17 protein-coding genes, 1 tRNA gene and 1 pseudogene are annotated in these 20325 nt (G+C 63.9%); 10 read left to right on the top strand and 9 right to left on the bottom strand.

The features are described 5' to 3' along the window. Positions 1–3 precede the first annotated feature (3 nt). Positions 4–1506 (top strand): carboxylesterase/lipase family protein, encoded by a 1503-nt coding sequence (locus tag JR064_RS08290; RefSeq protein WP_425510282.1) that lies wholly within the window; start codon positions 4–6, stop codon positions 1504–1506. 313 nt (positions 1507–1819) lie between these two features. Here the strand turns inward: JR064_RS08290 and JR064_RS08285 are convergent, their stop codons facing one another. The 5 genes from JR064_RS08285 to JR064_RS08265 all read right to left on the bottom strand — a co-directional run bounded on the left by JR064_RS08285 (position 1820) and on the right by JR064_RS08265 (position 6073). Beyond that, entirely contained in the window at positions 1820–2890 is a 1071-nt protein-coding gene (locus JR064_RS08285; RefSeq protein ID WP_206229408.1) for a LacI family DNA-binding transcriptional regulator, read from the bottom strand. A gap of 66 nt (positions 2891–2956) precedes the next feature. Then, positions 2957–4369 (bottom strand): M28 family peptidase, encoded by a 1413-nt coding sequence (locus JR064_RS08280; protein ID WP_206229407.1) that lies wholly within the window; start codon positions 4367–4369, stop codon positions 2957–2959. A 63-nt stretch (positions 4370–4432) separates the two neighbouring features. Then, positions 4433–4852 (bottom strand): large-conductance mechanosensitive channel protein MscL, encoded by a 420-nt coding sequence (mscL, locus tag JR064_RS08275; protein ID WP_206229406.1) that lies wholly within the window; start codon positions 4850–4852, stop codon positions 4433–4435. A gap of 114 nt (positions 4853–4966) precedes the next feature. After that, on the bottom strand, positions 4967–5674 hold the full coding sequence (locus JR064_RS08270) for a fumarylacetoacetate hydrolase family protein (protein WP_179566701.1): 708 nt from the start codon (positions 5672–5674) through the stop codon (positions 4967–4969). Positions 5675–5797: 123 nt separating this feature from the next. Beyond that, positions 5798–6073 (bottom strand): hypothetical protein, encoded by a 276-nt coding sequence (locus JR064_RS08265; RefSeq protein ID WP_179566699.1) that lies wholly within the window; start codon positions 6071–6073, stop codon positions 5798–5800. A gap of 197 nt (positions 6074–6270) precedes the next feature. On the opposite strand from JR064_RS08265, the gene JR064_RS08260 reads away from it, so the two are divergent. Continuing rightward, positions 6271–6612 carry a Rieske (2Fe-2S) protein gene (locus JR064_RS08260; RefSeq protein ID WP_179566697.1) on the top strand — a complete coding sequence of 114 codons (342 nt, stop codon included), beginning with the start codon at positions 6271–6273 and terminating at the stop codon, positions 6610–6612. Between the two features lie 7 nt (positions 6613–6619). Here JR064_RS08260 and JR064_RS08255 read toward each other — a convergent pair whose 3' ends face one another. The 4 genes from JR064_RS08255 to thiS form a co-directional block, all read right to left on the bottom strand. Beyond that, entirely contained in the window at positions 6620–8488 is a 1869-nt protein-coding gene (locus JR064_RS08255; RefSeq protein WP_179566695.1) for an SLC13 family permease, read from the bottom strand. 122 nt (positions 8489–8610) lie between these two features. After that, a complete protein-coding gene (gene trmB / locus JR064_RS08250) occupies positions 8611–9363 on the bottom strand; it encodes a tRNA (guanosine(46)-N7)-methyltransferase TrmB (RefSeq protein WP_206229405.1) in 753 nt (250 codons plus the stop codon). Between the two features lie 10 nt (positions 9364–9373). Next, positions 9374–10168: a thiazole synthase gene (locus tag JR064_RS08245; RefSeq protein ID WP_206229404.1), complete on the bottom strand. Its 795-nt coding sequence runs from the start codon at positions 10166–10168 to the stop codon at positions 9374–9376. A 55-nt stretch (positions 10169–10223) separates the two neighbouring features. Next, on the bottom strand, positions 10224–10424 hold the full coding sequence (thiS, locus tag JR064_RS08240; RefSeq protein WP_206229480.1) for a sulfur carrier protein ThiS: 201 nt from the start codon (positions 10422–10424) through the stop codon (positions 10224–10226). Positions 10425–10578: 154 nt separating this feature from the next. On the opposite strand from thiS, the gene JR064_RS08235 reads away from it, so the two are divergent. From JR064_RS08235 to JR064_RS08200, 8 genes and pseudogenes are all read left to right on the top strand, one after another. Beyond that, the gene (locus JR064_RS08235; RefSeq protein ID WP_206229403.1) at positions 10579–12399 is read left to right on the top strand and encodes an autotransporter outer membrane beta-barrel domain-containing protein; all 1821 of its coding nucleotides are present in this window, start codon (positions 10579–10581) and stop codon (positions 12397–12399) included. 272 nt (positions 12400–12671) lie between these two features. After that, positions 12672–12745, top strand: a tRNA-Gly gene (locus JR064_RS08230). A 450-nt stretch (positions 12746–13195) separates the two neighbouring features. Further along, a complete protein-coding gene (locus JR064_RS23060) occupies positions 13196–17473 on the top strand; it encodes an RHS repeat-associated core domain-containing protein (protein WP_241092928.1) in 4278 nt (1425 codons plus the stop codon). A 20-nt stretch (positions 17474–17493) separates the two neighbouring features. Further along, positions 17494–17769, top strand: a complete 276-nt coding sequence (locus tag JR064_RS08220) for a hypothetical protein (RefSeq protein WP_206229402.1) — start codon at positions 17494–17496, stop codon at positions 17767–17769. A gap of 166 nt (positions 17770–17935) precedes the next feature. Continuing rightward, on the top strand, positions 17936–18436 hold the full coding sequence (locus tag JR064_RS08215; protein ID WP_206229401.1) for a hypothetical protein: 501 nt from the start codon (positions 17936–17938) through the stop codon (positions 18434–18436). Between the two features lie 3 nt (positions 18437–18439). After that, positions 18440–19200: pseudogene (locus JR064_RS08210) on the top strand (RHS repeat-associated core domain-containing protein); the annotation flags it as partial. A gap of 114 nt (positions 19201–19314) precedes the next feature. Beyond that, on the top strand, positions 19315–19566 hold the full coding sequence (locus JR064_RS08205) for a hypothetical protein (RefSeq protein WP_206229400.1): 252 nt from the start codon (positions 19315–19317) through the stop codon (positions 19564–19566). Between the two features lie 45 nt (positions 19567–19611). Then, on the top strand, positions 19612–20091 hold the full coding sequence (locus JR064_RS08200; RefSeq protein WP_206229399.1) for a tetratricopeptide repeat protein: 480 nt from the start codon (positions 19612–19614) through the stop codon (positions 20089–20091). Positions 20092–20325: the final 234 nt, after the last annotated feature.

Below are 20325 nucleotides of genomic sequence, written 5' to 3'. Positions count from 1 at the left end.
TCGGTGCTGCCTGCGCTGTTGTGCTTATTGCTGGGCGTCGCGCCGCTGGCGAACGCGCGTGCGGCGCCCGCTGCCTTGCCTGAGACGCAGGTGACGCTGGCCGCGGGCAGCGTGCGCGGGCAGGTCCAGGCCGACGGCAGCGTGCTGTTCCGCGCGATCCCGTTCGCCGCGCCGCCGACCGGCGCGAACCGCTGGCGTCCGCCGCAGCCGCCTGCGCGTTGGCGCGGCGTGCGCGATGCCAGCCAGCCGGCGCCGACCTGCGCGCAGCCGGCGATCGGCTGGAACGCTGCGCTGGCGCAGCGCTCCAGCGAAGACTGCCTCTACGTGGAAGTGCAGACGCCGCGCCTGGATCCGGCGGCGAAACAGCCGGTAATGGTGTGGATCCATGGTGGCGCCAATGTCGCCGGCGGCGCCGACGTGCTGCCGTCGTCGCTGGCGCAGCAGGGCGTGGTGCTGGTCACCGTGCAATACCGGCTGGGCGTGTTCGGCTTCCTGTCGCTGCCCGAGCTGAGCGCCGAATCCGCACGCCATGCCTCCGGCAACTACGCCTTGCTCGACCAGATCGCGGCGCTGCGCTGGGTCCGCGACAACATCGCCCGCTTCGGCGGCGACCCGGCGCAGGTGACCATCTTCGGCCAATCGGCCGGCGCACAGGACGTGGGCCTGCTGCAGCTGTCGCCGCTGTCGAAAGGGCTGTTCCGCGCGGCGATCGAACAGAGCGGCACTGCCGGCTTCGGCTTGCCGCCGCGCAGCCTGGGCGAGAACGAGGCGCTCGGCGCGGCGATCGCGCAGCGTGCCGGGATCGGCGCGACGCAGCGCCTGCCGGCGTTGCGGCGGCTGCCGGTCGCGCAGCTGTTGAAGGCGGCGCAGGGCGTCGACGTGCCGGCACTGGACGACGACGGCTACATCTGGCTGCAGGCGATCGTCGATGGCCAGGTGCTGCCGCGCGCACCGGCGGCGCTGCTGGCCGCCGGCGAGCAGCAACGGGTGCCGCTGCTGCTCGGCAGCGTGGCGCAGGAGCTGACCTACGGTGATGCCGGCGGTGCCGAAGCACGCCTGCGTCGCGACTATCCGGACCAGGCCGCGCAGGTGCTGGCGCCGTATCGCGATGCGACGGCCGTGCCCGACCCGCGCTATGGCGATGCGGCGATGCAACTGGCCACCGACCTGACCTTCCGCTGCCCGGCGCTGGCGGTGGCGCGGGCGCAGGCACGGCAGGGCGTGCCGGTATGGCATTACGAGTTCGATCTGGCCGCGCCCGGCGGCAAGGTGACCCACAGCGCCGAACTGCCGTTCGTGTTCAAGGGCCTGCCGATCGGCCAGCCGCCGCTGAACCTGCAGCGCTACTGGGCGGCGTTCGCGCGCAGCGGCGATCCCAATGGCGCCGGCATGCCGCACTGGCCGGCGTTCGCGCCGACCCAGGCATCGCTGCGTTTCGACCAGGACGGCGCGCAGGTGGTGTCCGGTTTGCGCAGCGAGGTGTGTGCGCTGCTCGATTTGCCGTAGCGAAGACCGCCGCCGCTGCTGCCGCTCGCCGCGGCGTGCCGTCGTGGCGGTCCGCCGCAGCCCTGCCTTGCGGGTTGCCGTGCCGTGGCCCGATCGCGATGCGTGCCGATCGGGTGCAGGCGGATCGCGGCACAACTGGAGTCGATTGCGCGGTGAGCATTTTCGACTCGGATATTCGCAGTCGACCAAGTCGTGTGGGAGCGACTTCAGTCGCGACGGGCGTTACCAGGAGAGCTCATCGTGACCGATGGCAGAAGCCACCTGCCGTCGCGCCTACGACTTCCGTCGCCTTCAACCACAGCAAAGAAAAGCGCTAGCCCGTCGCCTGCGGCAATGCCGGATCCGCCGGCGGCGCGGTCGAGCCGCGGGTCACCAGCGTGTACTTCATCACCTGGTGGATGCCGCGGCTGGGCAGGCCGTCGCGGCGCTGGCGGATCTCGCCGAGCAGCAGCGCCACCGCCGCGCGGCCCATCGCGGTGACCGGCTGGTGGATGGTGGTCAGCTCGGGCCAGATCGTGGTCGCCACCGGGGTGTCGTCGAAGCCGGCGATCGACAGGTCCTCGGGCACGCGCAGGCGCAGGCCGTAGGCGATGGCGACCGCGGCGGCGGCCATGTCGTCGTTGCTGCACAGCAGCGCGGTCGGGCGCGGCGCGGCGTGCAGCAGCGCGGTCGCGGCGACCAGCCCGGAGCGGTAGGTGAACAGGCCTTCGGCCACGCGCGTGGCGGCGACCGGCAGCCCGGCCGCGGCCATGGTGTCGAAGAACGCGCGGCTGCGCAGCGCGCTCGGGGTGTGCTTGGGATCGCCGCTGATGAAGCCGATGTCGCGGTGGCCGAGGTCGATCAGGTGCCGGGTGATCGCGCAGGCCGCGTGGTAGTCGTCGATGCGCACCGAGCTGACGCCCTGCATCGGCGTGCCGGTGGCCACGGCGACGACCGGGATGCCGCGCGCGTCCAGTTCCTCGATGGTCTGCCGCGAATCGCACAGCGGCGGCGGCAGGATCACCCCGTCCACGCCGGCGTCGAGCAGGCGCTCGGTGGCGGCGCGCTGGCTGCCCATGTCGTCGCTCTTTTCCACCAGCACCTGGCTGCCGTCCAGGCTGCTCTGCTCGAGGATGCCGAGCATGAACTGGTTGAGATAGGCCGCGCTGGGATTGCTGTACAGCACGCCGATCCGCGCCAGGCTGGCGGTGCGCAACGAGCGCCCGGCCAGGTTGGGACGGTAGCCGAGCGTCTTGATCGAGGCTTCGACGCGCTCGCGCATTGCCGCGCCCACCCGTGGGTGGCGGTTGATCACGCGTGAGGCGGTCATCGGCGAGACGCCCGCGTGCCGCGCCACATCCAGCAGCGTCACCGCCGAGCCTGCACGACCTTGCCGTTTGCCCATCGTGGGTCCTGACGATGCTGCGAAAGGGGGAAAGCCTGCGCGCATCCCCGCGGCAGGCGTGCCAGCTTACTCCTTGGGCGGTTCCACTGTCTTGGCCTGGCTGCCGAAGCCGCCGTCGGCTTCCGCGGCCAGGTAGGCGAACACCGCGTAGGCGGCGACGTTCTGCGCCAGCGCCTTGGGGTCGATCTTGTCCAGGGTGTCGTCGGCGGTGTGGTGCAGGTCGAAGTAATCGCTGCCGTCCTGCGCCAGCCATGCCCAGGCGCCGCCCTTGGCCGCGAGCGGGCCGACGTCGGGGCCGGGGCCGCCCTTGTCCGCTGCGTATTCGATGCCCAGCGGCGCCAGCGCCTCGGCGATCTGCCGGGTCGCCTCGCGCGAGGCGGCGGCATCGCCGGAGCCGGTGTTGAACGCATAGATGCGGCCGGCGCCGAAATCGCTCTCGGCGGCGATCTGGTGCAGCGCCACGTCCTTGGCGTGCGCCTGCGCGTAGGCCTTGCCGCCGTAGAGACCCTGCTCCTCGTTGGCGAAGGCGACCACACGAATCGTGCGCTTGGGCGCGCGCTTGAGCTGGCCGATCAGGTGGCCGGCGGCCATGCTGATGCCGACGCCGGCCCCATCGTCGATCGCGCCGGTGCCCAGGTCCCACGAATCCAGGTGGCCGCCGATCACCACCACTTCCCTGGGCTTGCTGCGCCCGGTGATCTCGCCGATCACGTTGTACGAGGTGGCCTGGCCGTCCCAGCCGCAGTCCAGCGTCAGGCGCAGGCGCACCGGGCCGCGCGCGACCAGCCGCGCCAACTGGTTGGCGTCGGGCACCGCCAGCGCCGCCGCCGGCACCGGCGTCAGGCCTTCGTCGAACCGGGTGATGCCGGTATGCGGCACGCGGTGCGAATCGGTGCCGGCCGAGCGCATCACGAAGCCGATCGCGCCCTTGCGGATCGCCTCCGACGGCCCCTTGCTGCGCACCGCGCCGCCGTTGCCGTAGTCCTTGCCGTCGCGCGCCTTGACCATCTGGTAATCGACGAACGCGATCTTGCCGCGCAGCGAACCGGCGGGTGCGGCCTGCAGCGCGGCGAGGTCGGCGAAGCGCACCACCTCGGCCTCGACCGTGCCGGCCGGGCTGCCGCCCAGCGCGGTGACGCTCAGCGGCTGCGCGTTGGCGCCGAGCACTTGCGCGTGCTCGCTGCGCCGCTCCCATTTCGGGAACGTCACCGGCTCGGTCCAGACCTTGTCGAAGCCCAGCGCCTTGAACTTGGCCTTGGCCCACGCGACCGCGCGCGCATCGGCCTCGCTGCCGGCCATGCGCGGGCCGACTTCGGTGGTCAGCGATTCGACCACCTTCCAGCCGGTGTCGTCGGCCAGCGCCTGCTCGCGCAGCGTGGCGGCGGTGGACAGCGCCGCATCCGGGATGCGGGTGGTCTCGGCCGCGGCGGCGGACGCGATGGCGAGCATGACGGCGGTGACGACGGCAAGACGGCGCATGGGGGACTCCGCGAACAGGGAAGCCCCGAGCTTAGCAGCGCGTGGCGCGCCTGCGCACTGCACTTACTGCGATGCGGCGTCGTTCTTCAACGCATCGCGGATCTCGCGCAGCAGCAGCACTTCCTCGCTCGGCGCCTTGGGCGCGGGCGGTTCCTTGCGCGCGATGCGATTGATCGCCTTGACCACCATGAAGATGGCGAAGGCCACGATCACGAACTGGATGATGGTGTTGAGGAAATCGCCGATGCCGATCACCACCGGCGGCACTTCCTTGCCGGCCGCGTCCACCGTCGCCGCCTTCAGCGTCCATGCCCAGCGCGAAAAATCCACGCCGCCGGCGAGCATGCCGATCGGCGGCATGATGATCTTCTCCACCAGCGCGGTGACGATCTTGCCGAACGCGGCGCCGAGCACCACGCCGACCGCCAGGTCCAGCACGTTGCCGCGCATGGCGAATTCCTTGAACTCGCGGATCATGCCCATGGAAGCTTCCTCGAACGTTGCGCGGGCCTGTCGCCGCCGTGCAAGCCTAGCGCAGTCGTTGTCGTTCCAGGATCAAGCTGCGCGTCGGCCACCTGCGCGCGATGCGCCGCGCACTCAGGCGACGATCACGCCATGGCGCTCGGCCACGTTCTCCAGCCGCGCGCTGAAGCGATCGCCCGGCTGCAGCGCGGCCACGCCGGCCGGCGTGCCCATGAACACCAGGTCGCCGGCGCGCAGCGCGAACAGCTTGGACAGTTCGTGCAGGATCTCCGGCACGTTCCAGATCATCTGGTCGAGCAGCGATTGCTGGCGCACCTGGCCATTGACCTCCAGCGACAGGTTCAACGCCTCCAGCGCGCCGACTTCGCCAGCCGGGATCAGCTCGCTGATCGGCGCGGAATGGTCGAAGCCCTTGGCGATGTCCCACGGCAGGCCCTTGGCCTTGGCCGCGGCCTGCAGATCGCGCCGGGTCAGGTCCAGGCCGACGCCGTAGGCGAGCACCAGGGCGGACGCATCCTCGACGCCGAGCACGCCGGCCGGCGCGTCCTGGCCGAGCGCCACCACCAGCTCCACTTCGTGGTGCAGGTCCTGGGTCGCGGACGGGTAGGGGATGGAGTCGCCGCCGATCACCAACGCATCGGCCGGCTTCATGAAGAACGTCGGTTGGCCGCGGTCGGCCTTCGAGGCCGGAGCGCTGGCGCCCATCTCGCGCGCATGGTCGGCGAAATTGCGGCCCACGCAGTAGATGCGATGCACCGGAAACAGCCCCAACCCACGCACAGGCACGCGCGGCGCTTCGGCAGCAGCAAACAGGTCTTTCATCGGGCACGCATCCAGAGAAGAACGGGATGCAGCAGTTTAGCGCGTCAGGTTCGACCCGACTTCAACAGGCAAGGAGGGGCATCGCTTTCACGAATCCCCAATCCCGATTCCCCAATCCCAGCCTTACAGCGGCAACGCCGGCTTGCGCAACACGCGGTACTCGCCATCGACCACATGCTGGCGTGCCGAGGCCGGACGCTTGTTGCCGCGTTGGCTCAGCAGCTTCATCGCGATGCCGCCGAGGATCATCGCCGCACCGACGAACACGCTGACGAACACCAGCCCGGCGAGGATCGCCAGGCCCAGCAAGCCGACGGCCAGTTTCACCAGCGGATGGCGCGGCTTGCGCGGCGCGAAGACATGCCGGAACTGATCGAAATTGAAGGCGCGTACACGCATGGCAGAAGTCTGTGTCAGTTGGAACCGAGGGCGCAGTATCGACGCTGTCTTATGTGACGGAGTGAAAAGTTCGTTAAGCGAAAAATTAACACTTGCCCGTTCAATGTCTTGCATGTCGTCGCCAGGTGAAGCGCGACGCGGGTGCGAACCGCGGACATGCAAGAATGGCGGCCCTTTCCGCGCTGCCGCCGTCTTCCATGACCGAGTCATCTTCCGCCGTGCTGGCGCAACTGGAGCAGATCGAGCCCGGCAACCTGGTCGAAGCCGAGGCCGCGATCGGCGGCGAGATCGAATCGCTGCTGCTGTACCGCGACGGCGACGGCGTGCGCGCCTGGTTGAACGTGTGCCCGCATGCCGGGCGTCGGCTCGACTGGGCGCCGGGACAGTTCCTGAAGAGCCGCGAAGGACACGTGGTCTGCGCGGCGCACGGCGCTGCGTTCGAATTGCAGCACGGCAGTTGCGTGTCCGGGCCGTGCCGCGGTCAGAGCCTGCTCGCGGTGCCGGTGACGGTGCGCGAGGGCCAGGTGTTCCTGGCGTGAGTGGCGCCTAGAACGCGCCCCACCAGGCCATCGACATCAGGTTGACCATCAGCACCACCACCGCGGTATAGATCAGCGACAGCGGCGCGCCGACGCGCCACAGTTCGCGCGGCTGATAGTTGGCCGGGCCGGTGATCATCGAGATCACCGGGTTGGACGCGGTCATCAGGTTGTTGGACGCCGACAGCGCCACGATCAGCGCGAACGCGGTGGGATTGCCGCCGGCGGCCAGGGCCAGGTTGACCGCGATCGGCACCATCACGATGGTCGCGCCGACGTGGCTGATGACCAGCGAGAACGCGGTGGTCAGCAGCGCCAGCGCGATCTCCAACGCCCACACCGGCACGCCCTCGGGCAGCCGCGCGATGGTGTGGCCGGCGACCCACGCCGCCGCGCCGCTGCTGTCCATCGCCCAGCCCAGCGGGATCAGCCCGGCCATCATGAAGATGGTCTTCCAGTTGATCGAGGCGTAGGCCTCGTCCATGCGCAGCACGCCGGTCAGCAGCATGCCGGCCACGCCGGTCATCAGGGTCAGCGCCACCGGCAGCTTGCTGGTCAGCGCGATCAGGATGGTCAGCGCGAAGATCGTCATCGCGATCTTGAACTTGTGCGGGCGGTGCTCGCCCTTCGGATAGTCGGTGACCACGACGAAGTCGCGGCTCTCCGAGGCCTGCGCCAGGTCCTGCCAAATGCTGTGGAACACCAGCATGTCGCCGGCGCGCAGATGCACCTTGCGCACGTCCTCGCGGATCACCTGCTTGTCGCGGTTGATCGCCAGCAGGCTGATCCCGGCCTGCTTGCGCAGGCGCAGCTCGGCCGCGCTCTTGCCGATGAAGCGCGAGGTGGGCGGGATCACCGCCTCGGAGATGCCGGCGCGGCTGGGATTGAACAGGTCGCCCAGGTTGCGCAGCCGCGAGGACAGGCGCAGGAACTGGTTCTGCGCGAAATCGGCCACCTGCTGCCGCGCGCCCATCACCCCGAGCACGCTGCCGACCCAGATGCGCATGTCCGCCGGCGGCGCCAGGCGGGTGTCGTTGCCGGTCTTCAGGGCCAGCAGCAGCGGCGCGTCGTGCACCGTCTCCGCTTCGCCCAGGGTCATGCCGACCAGCGGGCTGTCGGCGCTGACGATCAGTTCGAACACGTCGCCCTCGATGCCGTAGGTGCGCGCGAAGTAGCTCTCGGTGCGCGCCGGAGTGACCCCGTTGTTGATCAGCTGTTCTTCTTCCATCAGCGTGCGGTCGCCGCGCACGCGGAAGTAGATCAGCGAGGCCAGCAGCAGCGCCACGCCGATCGGCAGCGGCGCGAACATGCGCAGCGGCTCGATCGTGGCCATGCCCGAGGGCAGGTTGTTGTTGGCCGACTGCAGCAGGTCGTTGAGCAGGATCAGCGGCGAGTTGCCGACCATGGTCAGCGCGCCGCCCATCACGATCGCCGCGGCGATCGGCAGCAGCAGGCGCTGCAGGGTCAGCCCGGTGCGCGCGGCCAGGCGCGAAGCCACCGGCAGATACAGCGCCATTACCGAGGGGTTCTGCATGAACGAGGAATTGAGCCCGGCGATGCCGGTGGTCAGCAGCATCAGCCGCTCTTCCACGCCGTGCGCGCGGCGCAGCAGCCACGACGCCAGCCGGTTCAGCGCGCCGGTGCGCTCCAGCCCGGCGCCGAGGATGGTGGTGGCGATGATGCTCATCACCGCGTTGCCGGAGAAGCCGCTGAACAGCTCTTCCGGCGCGATCAGCCCGGTGACGCCGAGCACCACCAGCACCACCAGCGCGACCACGTCGGCGCGGATGCGCTCGAACACGAACATCGCCATCGTGAAGCCGACCAGCCCGAGCACGAGCTTCATATCGGTGGTCAGCGTCAGCGCGGTGTCCATTGGGGGCCGGGATTGGGGATTGGGGATTCGGGATTAGCTAACGGCGGGAATCGGGGCTGGCCGCGGCAGTGGCGTGCCGTGGATGCATCCCGTCCGGATGGTGGCGGATTCGCTCTTCATCCCTAATCCCGAATCTCCAATCCCTGCTTGTCGTAAAGCAAATCCCACACGCCATGGCCCAGCTTCTGGCCGCGGGTCTCGAAATGGGTCTGCGGGCGCCAGTCCGGGCGCGGCACGTGGCCGCGCGGGCCGGCACGGTTGACCAGGCCTGCGGTGGCATCGAGCACGTCCCACATCTGCTCGGCGTAGTCGGCCCAGTCGGTGGCCGCGTGCAGGCGGCCGCCGGCGCGCAGCTTGCGCACCAGCAGCGCGGCGAACGCCGGCTGCAGCAGGCGGCGCTTGTTGTGGCGCTTCTTGTGCCACGGGTCGGGGAAGTAGATGCGCACTTCGTCGAGCGCGTCGTCGGCGATCTCGCGCTCCAGCACTTCCACCGCGTCGTGGTGGTACAGGCGCACGTGCTCGCTGCCGTCGGCGGCCAGCGCGTTCAACACGCGGCCCACGCCGGGCGCGTGCACTTCGATGCCGATGTAGTCGCGGGCGGGGTCGTGGCGTGCGGCGAAGCGCAGCGCCTCGCCGTTGCCGAAGCCGATCTCCAGCACCTTGCGCGCGGTGCGGCCGAAGGTGGCGTCGAGATCGCGCGGCTGGCCGCTGTAGTCCAGGCCGAAACGCGGCCACAGCTCGTCGAACGCGCGCTGCTGGGCGGGCGTGAAGCGGCCCTGGCGCAGCACGAAACTGCGTACCTGGCGGCGGCCTTCCTCGATGGTGAAGGGCTTGGGCGGGGACTTGGCGCCGGCGCTGGAGAACGGATCGGTCATGCGCGCGGCCTCAGCCGATCAGCCCGTCGACCGGCGACGACGCGCTGGCGTAGCGCTTGCGCGGAATGCGCCCGGCCAGGAACGCCTCGCGCCCGGCCTCGACCGCCTTGCGCATCGCGCTGGCCATCAGCACCGGGTTGCGCGCGCCGGCGATGGCGGTGTTCATCAGCACGCCGTCGCAGCCCAGCTCCATCGCGATCGCCGCGTCCGAGGCGGTGCCGACGCCGGCATCGACGATGATCGGCACCTTGGCGTTGTCGATGATCTCCAGCAGGTTGTAGCGGTTCTGGATGCCCAGCCCGGAGCCGATCGGCGCCGCCAGCGGCATCACCGCCACGCAGCCGATCTCTTCCAGGCGCTTGGCCAGGATCGGGTCGTCGCTGGTATAGACCATCACCTCGAACCCGTCGGCGACCAGGATCTCGGCGGCCTTCAGGGTCTGCACCACGTCCGGGAACAGGGTGCGCTGGTCGCCCAGCACTTCCAGCTTGGTCAGGTTGTGGCCGTCGAGCAGCTCGCGCGCCAGACGGCAGGTGCGCACCGCGTCCTCGGCGCTGTAGCAGCCGGCGGTGTTGGGCAGGATGGTGTAGCGCTCCGGCGGCAGCACGTCGAGCAGGTTGGGCTCGCCCGGGTTCTGGCCGATGTTGGAGCGGCGGATCGCCACGGTGACGATTTCGGCGCCGGCGGCCTCGGTGGCCTGCCGGGTCTGTTCCAGGTCGGCGAACTTGCCGGTGCCGGTGAGCAGTCGGGAACGGTAGGGCTTGCCGGCGATCACCAGCGCGTCGTGGGGGGCGTGAGCGTTCATCGCCGGATTATCGCCCATCGCACCCGGCGCTGCCGAGTCGGACGCCGCGCGGAATTCAGCCGCCGCCCAGCGCGTGCACGATCTCGACCCGGTCGCCGTCGCGCAGCAAGTGGTCGGCATGCGCGCCGCGCGGCACGATCGCGCCGTTGACTTCGACCGCGACGCGGCGCTGCGCCAGCCCTTCCTCGAGCAGCAGGGCGGCGACGGTGGTGTGGGGTTGCAGGGAGCGGACCTGGCCGTTCAATTCGATGTTCATGTCATCATTGTGCAATGCGTGCCGCCGAGTGCGCGATTTATTGCGGCAGTGCAACGTGAGCGTGAGGGGCAGAGGTGAAATCATGCCTGCCATGCGGCTGCGTATGTTCTGGCCGTGCCCCGAGTCACCTTCATTATCGCCCGGGAGGGCATCCATGACTTCGTCCATCCGTCCACTCCGTTCGCTGCTGGCCGCCGCGATCGTGCTCGCCGCCGCGCCCGCGTTCGCGCAGCAAACCTATAGCCGCACCGTGTTCTTCGGCGACAGCCTGACCGATGCCGGCTACTACCGGCCGCTGCTGCCGGCCTCGGCGCAGGCGGTGACCGGCCAGTTCACGACCAATCCGGACTGGGTCTGGGCGCAGTACATCGCCGACTACTACCACGTCGACGGCCACGCCAACGGCAACGGCCAGATCGGCGACAACTACGCCGCCGGCAACGCCCGCGTCGGCGTGGCCAACCCCAGCGCGCTGGGCGTGGCGCCGTCGCTGGCGACGCAGGCCAGCAACTACCTGGCCGCCAACGGCGGCAAGGCCGATCCGAATGCGCTGTACAGCGTGTGGGGCGGCGCCAACGACCTGCTCGCGGTCGCCGGCGGCGCACCGGCGCAGACCACCATCGGCAACGCGGTGACGGCCGAGGTCGGCATCGTCGCCAGCCTGCAGAACGCCGGCGCGCGCTACGTCATGGTCACCACCATCCCCGATGTCGGCCTCACCCCGCGCTTCCGCGCCGGCGGCGCCACGGCGATGGCGCAGGGCACCGCGCTGGCCAGCAGCTACAACAGCGCGCTGTTCGCCGGGCTCAAGAGCGCCGGCCTGCAGGTGATCCCGGTGGATACCTTCCACCTGCTGCAGGAAGTGATCGCCAGCCCGTCCACCTACGGTTTCAGCAACTACACCGGCACCGCCTGCCAGCCGCAGATCACCTCGCAGTCGCTGACCTGCAACCCGACCAGCTACGTCAGCGCCGACGCCGCCGACAGCTACGTGTTCGCCGACGGCATCCATCCCACCGGCCGCACCCACGAAATCCTGGCGCAGTACGCGCTGTCGATCCTGGAAGGCCCGCGCCTGCAGCAGGTGCTGAGCCACTCGGCCGAAGTCACCGGCCGCTCGCGCGCCGACCAGGTCGCCTGGCACGTCGACGGCCGCCCGGAAGCGGACGGCATGCGCTGGTGGGGCAACCTGCGCGGCGACATGCAGCGCTATGCGCACGGCGACCTGTACGACGGCCTGGCCCCGGCCGGCCTGTTCGGCGTGGACTGGTCGCGCGGCGAGTGGGTGTTCGGCGGCTTCGGCGGCTTCGGCCGCGTGGATGCCGACTTCGGCAACCGCGGCGGCGACTACACCCAGGACGACAGCACCCTGGGCGGCTTCGCCGGCTGGTATGGCGAGCACGCCTGGGTCAACGCCCAGGTCAGCTACAGCTGGCTGAGCTACGACGTCAAGCGCAAGGTCAACCTCGGCCCGGCCACCATCGAGCACAACGGCTCGCCGGACGGCAGCAACCTGACCGCGGCGCTGCAGGGCGGCTACGAGTTCGGCGAGGGCACGTTCAAGCACGGCCCGGTGGCCGCGGCGATCTGGCAGAAGGTCAAGCTCGACGGCTACACCGAGAGCAACCCGAACTCCAGCGCGCTGGGCTACTACGACCAGGACGTCGAGTCGCTGGTCGGCCGCGTCGGCTGGAAGGCCGGCCTGGATCTGGGCGCGGTGAAGCCGTACCTGCAGGCGACCTACGACCACGAGTTCAAGAAGGGCGAGCAGGCCACCGCGTGGCTGCAGACCATGCCCGACCTGGGCGCCTACGCGGTGCCGGGCCTGGCCATCGACCGCAACTACGCCTCGGTGGTGCTGGGCGCGCGGACCAAGGTGTGGGGCCTGGAGAGCAATGTCGGCATCGCCGCCACCACCGGCCAGAGCCGCGCGCACGACACCTCGCTGTTCGTGAACTTCGGCGGCAGCTTCTAACGCGGCATCGCCGTTGCCTGTCGTGCCCGGCCATGCGCCGGGCACGACATGGACAGCACACGGCAGCGGCAGCGAAAACGCCGCACTGTAGGAGGGGCTTCAGCCCCGACGCCTTAGCGAGAAGGCGTCGGGGCTGAAGCCCCTCCCACAAAAAACCCGGCTGCAAGTGTCGACATCGCGATCGCGTGGGCGCCGGCGCCCCCATCGCTGCAGTTTGGTCGCGCCGATTTCTTGCGCAACCGCCGGCCCACCGCATAGACTGCACCGGCAACGCGGGCGTAGCTCAATGGTAGAGCTGTAGCTTCCCAAGCTACTGACGAGGGTTCGATTCCCTTCGCCCGCTCCAATTCGAGTTTTGCTGAATTCCATCGAGTTCTGCAAGCACTTGAAAGACAAGCGTTTTACGCCATCTTTCAGTCCGGCGAAGTCCGCCGAAAGCCGCTGTTAGCAAGGGTTGGATATCTTCATAAAATTGGCCGCCAAACCGTGCCGCATATGGAAATTCTTACAGGATGTTTTATGAAAAATCATCAATCTTTTGACGCTTGCGGAAAAGGAAATATTTATTCCGCGACAATATGTATAAGTATACTTGCACTTCTTATTTTAATGCTTGCGCCAAGTGGCGTCAATGCGCAATCTATCGGAAAGTACATATTTTGCATCCGAGCAGGGTGCACAAACTACTCTGATTACTCGTCCGCTTACGCGGCGATTGATAAATCTTATCCAATTTATCAATCCAAAGTGGAATACGATCAAGGAGTCTGGACGGCATACTACGCCGTGCCTTTTTATGCGCCCAGAGACCGTCACTTATCGCTATAATGACGAGGCGTCCGAGCAACCAGCTCTCGATAAAATTCTGGCCGACGTCAGGAGCAAAATTGGCGATTTCACTTATAGTATTGAAGGCGCCTATACTGAAGATCCAAAATTTGACAGCATGGGTACGGATGGGCAAATCTACCTAGGTCGGCGTTTAATAAACATCATTGGCAAAGATGGCCACACAGAGCAGCACAGTATTGCCAAATCCGCCGGCGTAACCTGCAACGCAAAATATAGTAAATCTTCTTTCGATACTTTCTATTACGCGGCCCCAGAGTATAGAGTGTTCTCCAACTTGTGCTATAGCAAATATAGCCCTTCAATTGCGAGCAGGATTTTGCAAGTCAGCAGCTGCCCCGCCAATGGACAGCCATGCTTTCCTGCCACAGGAGACAAAGCGCGTTTTGAGAAAGACTTGGAGTTCCCCGCAGGCGCCTTCGTCCGTAACTACCACTCAATGCAGCAGGCGTTCGCGCCAGGCATGGCGCCTGGTTGGACACATAGCTATGCCCAAAAAATCCTGATAGTAGGGGGTGGCTCGTTTACCGCCATCGACGAGAAAGGAAATCTCGAACCCTATGTCATTACTGAGTCAGGAGTCAGAGGCTATTCCGCGTCTTTTCCCGGCAGAGTCGTTACGAAAGTCGGCTCCATCTATAAGATGGTGGACCAGGGCGATCTGATCAAGACATTCGACACATCAGGAAATCTTATCGCCATCGACTCGAGGTCAGCGCCTCAGAAAAGTGTGACGCTTTCCTATGACGAACTGGGCCGTCTTTCCTATGTGACAGACGCCACCGGACGCCAACTCGTCCTCAAATACACCGACGATACGGTTATGGGACTGCTGGCAGGAATCGCGTCAAGCGACGGTCAGACTGTCACCTACGGATACGACGCCAGTCGCAACTTGGTCAGCGCCGAGGCACCCGGGTACGCGCGCACCTACCACTATGCGGAGACTGGCCTGGCAACAGCGCAGATGCCACACCACTTGACAGGCATCTCCGAGAACAACGTGCGCTACGCAACATTTTCCTACGATGCGAAGGGGCGGCCCATCAACAGCACCCTGCACGCCTCAGTCAGCGACAAAGCCGACACCACCACAATCACTTACAACGACACCAACGGCTCAGCATCGGTCGTTCGTCCAACTGGGGAAAATCGCTTATATAACTTTGACGGACCTCAGATTTTCAAGATGAGCTACGGCACAGGATCGTACGATTATTATCACCGTTGGTTAAACGGCTTAGGGTGGCTGGCTGGTGCATCGGATCCGCGCGGTACGAAGACCACCATCGCCTATGCGGATAGCTTTACTTATCCGAACGTCACCACAGAAGCAGCCGCCACCCCCCAAGAGAAAAAGACGACCCTCCAGCGCGATCATTCGATGCAGGTGGTGCGTTCACTGGTCGAGGGAACGCAGCAAACGCAGCTCGGAAGGCAGCTCAAGGCGATCAAGCGAGACGACAGCGGACGTCCATTGGCCTATTGCAGCTACGACAACAGCAGTTCGGACGACAAGTATCCATGCGGCAGTGCGGCGAATGCGCCCGCCGGTGTTAGGCAGACCATGCTGACCTACTGCACGGCCGCCGACGCGGCAGCGCCCAGTGGAGGATGCCCGCTAGAAGGGCTGCTCAAGTCCACGGATGGACCGCGCGTGGACGTATCCGATAGCACGGCGTTCGCTTATTACACGGACAACGATGCAGGCTGCAGTCAGACCGGCGGAGCCTGCGGGCACAAAAAAGGCGACCTGTGGAAAATCACCACTGCCTTGGGCCAAGTGACTGAGTACCTATCCTACGATGGTGCCGGCCGCGTGCTATCGGTCAAGGACGCCAACGGCCTGATTACCGACTACGCATACCACCCGCGCGGCTGGCTGACTACCAGTACCGTACGCGGTGCAGACAATGCCAGCAACCGTGCTACCCGCATCGACTACTGGCCGACCGGCCTGGTCAAGCAGGTAACGCAGCCCGACGGCGGGTTCACCGCTTTCACTTACGATACGGCACACAGGCTGACCGATATCGCCGACAACGCCGGCAACACCCTGCACTACACGCTGGATAACGCCGGCAACCGGGTTAAGGAAGACACCAAGGACGCCTCGGGTGCACTAAAGCGCACGCTTTCGCGCGTCTACAACCAACTCGGCCAACTGGCGACCCAAGCCACCGCTAAGGGCGACCCCACCGATTTCGGCTACGACCTCAGTGGCAATACCGCCACAGTCACCGATGCGCTGGGCCACAAGACCCAGAACGATTACGACCCGCTCAACCGTCTGGCGCGCACGCTCCAGGACGTGGGCGGCATAGCAGCAGATACAAAATTCGGCTACGACGCATTCGATAACCTGATCAAAGTTACTGACCCAAAGGGCCTGGACACCACCTATGCCTACAACGGCCTGGGCGACCTGACCACGCTCACCAGCCCGGATACCGGCATTACGACCTACACCTACGATAGTGCCGGCAACCGTGCCACCCAGGTCGATGCGCGCAACATCAAGACCACCTACAGCTACGACACGCTGAATAGGCTGACCAAACTCGCGTATCCAACTACGAGCCTCAACGTCACCTATACCTACGACGTCAGCCAGGCTACGTGCGCCAGCGGTGAGACCTACGGCATCGGCCGCCTAGTACGGATGCAGGACGGCAGCGGTAGCACCGACTACTGCTACGACCGCTTCGGCGATCTGGTGCGGAAGGTACAGACCACCAACGGCAAGGTGTTTGTGCTGCGCTACGCCTACACCAAGGCCGGCCAGCTGAGCCGGCTGACCTATCCCGACGGCGCGGCGGTGGACTACGTGCGCAACGCCCAGGGCCAGACCACAGAAGTGGGTGTCACTCCGGCCGGCGGCACGCGGCAGGTGCTGCTGGGCAACGCCACCTACTACCCGTTCGGCCCGGTGGCCAGCTGGTCCTACGGCAACGGCCGCCCGATGCAGCGCGTGCTGGACCAGGACTATCGCCCGCTGGCGGTCAGCGACACCCGCAGCGACGGCCTGAGCACGGGCTTCGCCTTCGACCCGGCCGGCAACCTCAGTGCCCTGACCGCAGCGGGCAACACCACCCCGGTGGTCAGCCTGGACTACGATGCCCTGGGCCGACTGACCGCGTTCAAGGACGGCCCGACCGGTACGGTGATCGACGGCTACAGCTACGACGCCACCGGCAACCGGCTCAGCGCCAAGGTCAACACCAGCACGCAAAGCTATACCTACCCGACTACCAGCCACCGCCTGGACGCGGTGGCCGGCACCGCCCGCACTTACGACGCGATCGGCAATACGCTCTCGATTGGCGGCACCGCGCTGCAATTCGTGTACGGCGCCAGCGGCCGGATCGGACAGGTCAAGCGCGCCGGCACCGTCGTGATGAACTACGCCTACAACGGCCGCGGCGAGCAGGTGCGGCGCAGCGGCAAGACCAATACCTACACCCTGTACGACGAGAGCGGCCATTGGGTCGGGGACTACGACAACAACGGCGCCACGCTACAGCAGGCGATCTGGCTTGACGACCTGCCGGTGGGTGTATTGGCAAAGAACAGCCTGCGTTACGTGCAGCCGGACCACTTGGGCACGCCGCGCGCGGTGATCGACCCGGTGCGCGACGTGGCGGTCTGGAAATGGGACCTGAAGGGCGAAGCCTTCGGTAACACCACGCCGGACCAAGACCCGGACAAAGACGGTGCCGCGTTCGTGTTCGACATGCGGTTCCCAGGGCAGCGATACGATGCGGCCACTGGGTTCGCCCAGAACTACTTCAGGGACTATGACGCAAGCACGGGGCGATACGGGCAAAGTGACCCAGCCGGACTACTCGCTGGGGTAAGCACTTTCTCTTATGTTGGTGCGGACCCTTTAAATTGGACCGACTCAACAGGTTTGGCAAAGGATAAGGTGATTGAGCGTTGGTCGGCATGCACTCAAAATGATTTAAAAACTTGTGAGGGGCAGTGCTCTCCTCGGCCATTAGAAAGTTGTAGAAGGAGATGGATTGTCGGCACTTCAATTGTTGGCGGCGTTCCGGTTCAAGGCTGGATTCCAAAAGAACTGAGTTGTAGTTGCCAGGAGAATTTCTGCCAAAAGAACCCAAACACTTGCACTGCTGGCAAAGTGGTGGGGGTCACGCTTCTTGTTTGCGGGGCAACCGCGTATACGATCACAGCCACACTAGGCATAAACCCATTGGCCAATTAAGAATAAATCCGGAGAAAAATATGCCTGACCTTATCGTTGGTTCATTTTATTACACAGCCACCTTTGTCGATCCTGAATTAAAAATTCCAATAATTCAAACATTAAAATATTTGGGCGAAGACACTAATGAGGCCAATAGCTCCATTTTATTGTTTGACGAAATTGACGCGATGCATGGAGAAAAAAGAATATTTATAATGAAATCAAACTCCGATAGTTTGATACTTGAAATTGAAGGGCTTTTAGAGGTTCTGCAGCGAAGTTTTAATGGAGAACTCCTTCTGAAGGGGTATTAAAAAATACTCAGTCGGAATTCAAGGTTCATACTGCGCAGCTTAAATTCTTAATGAACAAGCTAGCCGCATTGAATACAAATTGCGATCCAAAATGTAAGGCTGCCGTTTATTCGCAGAATTCGACAGATAGCTGGGGTTTCCATCCCCTCAATTAAGAGCGGAACATATGGAGAGTAAACTTATTTATGCCTTTTTGCTTCTTATGGTGATGCATGGCGAAGCGTTTTCGCAAAACCTTTTGAAGGTGGATGTTGCAGCTAACTGCAAGAATGTAGGTGAAATAAATTTAACCGCAACCAATGAGGGGGCCTACTTTAAAATACATGAATCACAATTGCCCTGGAATTCTTCGGGATCAATTATTTCAAATGCTTACGAAGTTGAAGATGGAGCGTCTATTAAACTAAAAAATGTCAGTGTGGTTGCGGACTATTTGGATGAAGTTGCTTTTGCATCCGGACAGTCCAGGAGTGGTCGAATAAGGCTGAAATCTAGATTTTTAGATTTTGGTGAAAACAATAATGCTGATTACTTTATTTTCTTTAATTTTGAGAAAAATCTAGGCGTCGGTAACTTTGCGTTGAAGGGAGGTAGAGGGGTAATATTTATCCCTAAAAAAGGGTTGTTAGGTCGAGCCTGCCCTACTGTCGTTTATGAAGATCGTTGACCACAAGACGACCCGACCGGCACGGAGATCGACGGCTACAGCTATGACGCCACCGGCAACCGGCTCAGCCCCAAGATCAACACCACCACGCAGAGCTACATCTATTCGGCCACCGTCTGAGCACGGTGGCTGGCACGGCGCGCACTCACGATGCGATTGGCAACACAACCGCGATTGGCGGTACCGCCCTGCAATTCGTGTACGGGGCCAGCGGCCGGATCGGGCAGGTCAAGCGCGCCGGCACCGTCGTGATGAACCACGCCTACAACGGCCGCAGCGAGCAGGTGCGGCGCGGCGGCAAGACCAATACCTACATCCTGTACGACAAACCGGGCACTGGCTAGGCGACTACGACAACAACTGCGCCGCGCTACAGCAGGCGATCTGGCTGGATGACCTGCCGGTGGGCGTATTGGCGAAGAACAGCCTGCGCTACGTGCAGCCTGACCACTTGGCACCCCGCGCGCGGTGATCGACCCGGTGCGCGACGTGGCGATCTGGAAATGGGACCTGAAGGGCGAAGTCTTCGGCACCACCGCTCCAGACCAAGACCCGGACAAGGACAGCACCGCGTTCGTGTTCGACATGCGCTTCCCGGGGCAGCGATACGATGCAGCTAGTGGGCTAAACCAGAATTATTACCGAGACTTCTCGCCGCCAGACGGTCGCTATGTACAGAGTGATCCTATCGGTCTTCCAGCCAGCGTTTCAACTATGCGTATGTAGATTCAAATCCAATTGACTCAATCGATTTATTTGGACTTCAAGCATCCAGGCTTGTCGGGACTCGTTTTGGCGCAGCTTCATATAGCGCAGATCAGCGAGATTTAAGTTCTGGGCAGCGATACGCAGACCCTACGCTAACGGCACCCTCAAAAATGCAACTTGGTTTGCTAGCTTTCACCGCCGTCAGCAGCATTCCTTATATGGCACCCTACGCAACCGCTATTGGAACAAGCTGCCTGAGCGAAGACAAAAGCGACTGCGACAGGCAATGGGAAAATGCATTTAAAAGATGTTGTGAGCTTATTTATGAGCAAATGCTTCAGCGGGCTGGGAGAAAGAAAAAAGAAGCGTCACGGGCGTTACTGGCGGATACATGGATCTCTATAGATGTGCTGCTGGACTAGTTAGCGAGCGCTGCGGCGGAAATGCCGTGGACTAAGAGGATTAAAATGAATAATCTTAAAAAATTAAGCGAAATAAAGAGGCTCTCAGAAAAAGAGGACTACAAAACGGCAATTGCAATTTGCGATGAGATATTGTCACAAGATCCGACGGATCACGCAACTCTGAGAGAAAAATCTTCTGCACTTATTGGCATTGGTCAGGTTGAAATGGCAGTGGATATTTTATCTAGCCTTTCAACGAGCACTGATGAACCCTCTGACTATTTTGACTTGGCGCGGGCAAACATGAGGCTTGGAAAGCACTTTGATGCTATCGAGGCGCTAGATCACGTTATAGAAATCGGAGGCAAAGAAGATTTCGATTACTATTTAAGTTCTGCGCGGTTCCTGCGGGCATTTTCCCTAATTGAAGTCAATGAAAAATCTCGCGCGCTGGACGACATTACTCTCCTTCCGGACGATATGAGATTTTGGGTCCCAGGGGCAGGCCTGGTAGATACCAAGCAACTGAGATCTCGACTTTAATTTGTCACATGGATCATATCGATCCGCACACGAAACTGATAGCTAGTTTGATGGCGAAATAAAGCCGCCCATTCGGGCGGCTTTAGCCATGATGGGGGGCATCGCTCATGGCATTGTCTCCGGATGATCGGTGCCGGCGAAGCACGCTGCGCCGGACGCAGCCGATGCTGGCCTCCATGGCGCCAATCGCGCTGCTGCGAGCGGCGCCGTCAGCCAGGCGATGGCGCCAAACAT

The organism is Xanthomonas bonasiae, from assembly GCF_017163705.1.
GTDB classification, from domain to species: Bacteria; Pseudomonadota; Gammaproteobacteria; order Xanthomonadales; family Xanthomonadaceae; genus Xanthomonas_A; species Xanthomonas_A bonasiae.
The sequence above is the reverse complement of the archived record's forward strand: the minus strand, read 5'-3'. Positions and strand labels throughout refer to the sequence as shown.